Source organism: Myxococcus sp. AB025B (assembly GCF_006518215.1).
In the GTDB taxonomy this organism is placed as follows: Bacteria; Myxococcota; Myxococcia; order Myxococcales; family Myxococcaceae; genus Myxococcus; species Myxococcus fulvus.
Window position 1 is genome coordinate 1 of the sequence record NZ_SRLW01000534.1, and the last position, 3,179, is coordinate 3,179.

Consider the following 3,179-nt stretch of genomic DNA (forward strand, 5'->3'; position numbering starts at 1 on the left):
GCAGCGTCAGATGGGTATAAGAGACAGCGTGTCCGCTCCCTCGACGCCCGAAGACCTCACCGCCGCCACCCGCACGTGGCACGAGCAGCGCCTCCAGCGACTCCAGTCCGAGGACGGCTGGCTGTCCCTCGTGGGGCTCTTCTGGCTGGAGGAGGGCGCGCAGACCGCCGGCTCCGCGCCGGACAACAAGCTGGACTTCCCGGACGGCACGCCGCCGAAGCTCGGCACCTTCACGCGCAAGGGGAAGGAGGTCTCCTTCCAGCCCGAGAAGGGCGTGCGGTTCACGCGCAACGGTGAGCCCTTCACCGGCGGCGCGCTGAAGACGGACGAGCAGGGCTCGCCGGATGTGCTGAAGCTCGGCAGCCTCAACTTCCACGTCATCCAGCGCGGCGACAAGGTGGGCGTACGGGTGAAGGACTCGCAGTCGCCCGCGCGCACCGGGTTCCACGGCATCCCCACGTACCCCGCGAGCAACGCCTGGCGCGTCACCGCTCGCTTCGAGCCCGCCGAGACGCCGCGCATGCTCCAGGTCCCCAACGTGCTGGGCACCACGGAGGAGATGAAGGCCCCGGGCACGCTCGTCTTCACGGTGGCGGGCAAGGAGTACCGCCTGACGCCGGTGGAGGACGGCTCCAACCAGCTCTTCGTCATCTTCGCGGACGAGACCAACCGCGATTCGACGTACGGCGCGGGCCGCTTCCTGTACGCGGACATGCCGAAGGACGGCCAGGTGGTGCTCGACTTCAACCGCGCCTACAACCCGCCCTGCGCGTTCACCCGCTTCGCCACCTGCCCCCTGCCCCCGCGCGGCAACCGCCTGGCCCTGCGCGTGGAGGCCGGTGAGAAGCGGTACGGCGACCACTGAGCCACGGACATCAATCGATTCATCCCACGGGCCGGCTCCGCATCCATCGCGGGCCGGCCCGTTCATTTTCCATCGTGATTCCAAAGAGATGGAAGCCTCAGAACGCGGCGCGCGCGCGTCCTGTGTTCTGCTCAAGAATTGAATCACTCTTCTGCTCACGGAGGAGGACTTCGGGAGTATGCGGAGGCACGGGCATGGCCACGGTGGAACAGCTTCTCGCGGTGCTCGGCCGTCGCGGTGAGGCACAGGCGAGCGAGCTCGCCACGTGGCTCCAGGTCTCTCGGCCCACGGTGACACGCTTGCTCGCGGCCGCGGGAGACCGGCTGTGCCGCATGGGGAAAGGCCCCGCGACGCGCTATGCGCGGACACGCTCACTGCCTTCACTCGGCACGCGGCTGAGCCTCCATCGCATCGACGAGACAGGTACCATCCATCGGGACGGAGATCTCCACCTGCTCGCGGAGGGACGTCACTGGCTCGAACGCGTGAAGGGGGAATCCGAGCTGTTCGAGGGACTGCCACCCTTCGCGGCGGACATGAGTCCCCAGGGCTACATCGGTCGGACCTTCTCCCTGCGATATCCCGAGCTCGCCCTGCCCCAGCGTGTGACGGACTGGACCGATGATGACTGTCTGGTCGCGCTCGCGCTGCGAGGCGAGGACTGCGTCGGAGATTTCATCCTCGGCGATGAATCACTCGACCGGTATCTCGCGACGCCCGATACACACGCCACTCCCGACGACTATCCCCGGCTCGCTCGGGCCTCGGGACAGGGACATCCTGGCTCCTCCGTGGGAGGCGAGCATCTCAAGTTCGCGACGCGCGTGAAGGACCGGCACGTCATCGTGAAGTTCGCGGGCAATGACGAAGGCGCGGCCGTGTCCCGATGGAAGGACCTCCTCGTCACCGAGCACCTCGCGCTCCAGGCCCTCCGTGACGCCGGTCACGCGGCGGCGTCTACACGCTGGCTCGATGCGGAGGGCTATCGCTTCCTCGAAGTCGAGCGCTTCGACCGCGTTGGTATTCGTGGCAGACGCGGCCTGCTCTCACTCGGCGCCATCGACAATGAGTACCTCGGCGTGCGCGGCACCTGGACCCAGGCCACGCTGAAGCTGTGCGAGGCCCGCTTCATCTCCGAGGAGGACGCACGCCAGGCGCGGTGGCTCGACGTCTTCGGCCAACTCATTGGCAACACCGACCGACACTTCGGCAACCTCGCCTTCTTCACAGAAGGACCGAAGCGGTTCCGGCGCGCACCCGCGTACGACATGCTGCCGATGATGTTCGCGCCCGTGGGCACGAACCTCGTCGAGCGCGAGTACACACCCCAGCCTCCCAACGCGACCACGCTGGACGTCTGGCCTGACGCCGCCCATCGGGCCCTCGCCTCCTGGGAGCAACTCACCCAGGAGCCCGCGCTCAGCGCCCCTTTCCGCGAGCGCTGCGCGGCCTGTGCCGAGTCGTTGCGAGCATTCATGCAACAGCGGCCCGTTTGAACGAGGGCACTCCGTCTTCTCTCGCGGGAGCGCACCGACATGCGCGGCAGCATGAGGGGGGGCGCTGCTCCCGCGTTGTCTTCGCGGGAGCTCGCCCATGAGCATGCAGCCCTGGAGAGGACCGATACGAGAGTGCCCCTGCTCAGTGCATCGTCGGCGGCTGCTCCGACGCGGCCTCGGGGGCGAGCGGTGCCTCCAGTCTCCGCGCAATCCCGTGCTCCACCTGACGCAGCAGCGCCTCGCTGAACGCCAGCAGGTCCCCCGGGTTGCGCGAGGTGATGACGTTGCCGTCCTCCACCACCTCACGGTCCACCCAGCGCGCGCCCGCGTTGATGAGGTCCGTCTTCAACGACGGCCACGAGGTGAGCGTCCGCCCGTCCGCGATGTCCGCCTCCACCAACATCCACGGCGCATGGCAGATGGCCGCCAGCGGCTTGTCCGCCCGGAAGAAGTCCCGCACGAAGCCCACCATGTCGATGTCCATGCGCAGGTGGTCCGGCGAATAACCGCCAGGAATCACCAGCGCGTCGAACTCCCGCGAGGACACGTTCCTCACGGCCTTCTCCGGCGTGATGACCTCCTCCCCCTTCTTCCCCTTCACCGGCTTTCCCGCCTCGATGCCGATGATGACCGCCTCGTGCCCCGCCTTCTTCACGCGGTCATAGGGCACACGAAACTCCGCATCCTCGAAGTCGTCGGCGAGGATGAACGCGATGCGCGCCATAGGACGTCTCCTTGCTTCACCTGGGTGGGTTGTCCCGTGCGCTGAAGGTGCCCACGCGCCCCCTCGCGAAAAAGGCGTGATCGCAGCCCCAGCC

At 67.7% G+C, this 3,179-nt stretch carries 2 protein-coding genes; one reads left to right on the plus strand and one right to left on the minus strand.

Features of this window, described 5'->3' with window-relative positions; translation table 11 throughout:
- The first annotated feature begins 1,059 nt into the window (after positions 1-1,059).
- The gene (gene yjjJ, locus FL311_RS42155) at positions 1,060-2,361 is read left to right on the plus strand and encodes a type II toxin-antitoxin system HipA family toxin YjjJ (protein WP_141333245.1); all 1,302 of its coding nucleotides are present in this window, start codon (positions 1,060-1,062) and stop codon (positions 2,359-2,361) included.
- 142 nt (positions 2,362-2,503) lie between these two features.
- Here the strand turns inward: yjjJ and FL311_RS42160 are convergent, their stop codons facing one another.
- Positions 2,504-3,085 carry a type 1 glutamine amidotransferase domain-containing protein gene (locus tag FL311_RS42160; protein ID WP_141333246.1) on the minus strand — a complete coding sequence of 194 codons (582 nt, stop codon included), beginning with the start codon at positions 3,083-3,085 and terminating at the stop codon, positions 2,504-2,506.
- Positions 3,086-3,179: the final 94 nt, after the last annotated feature.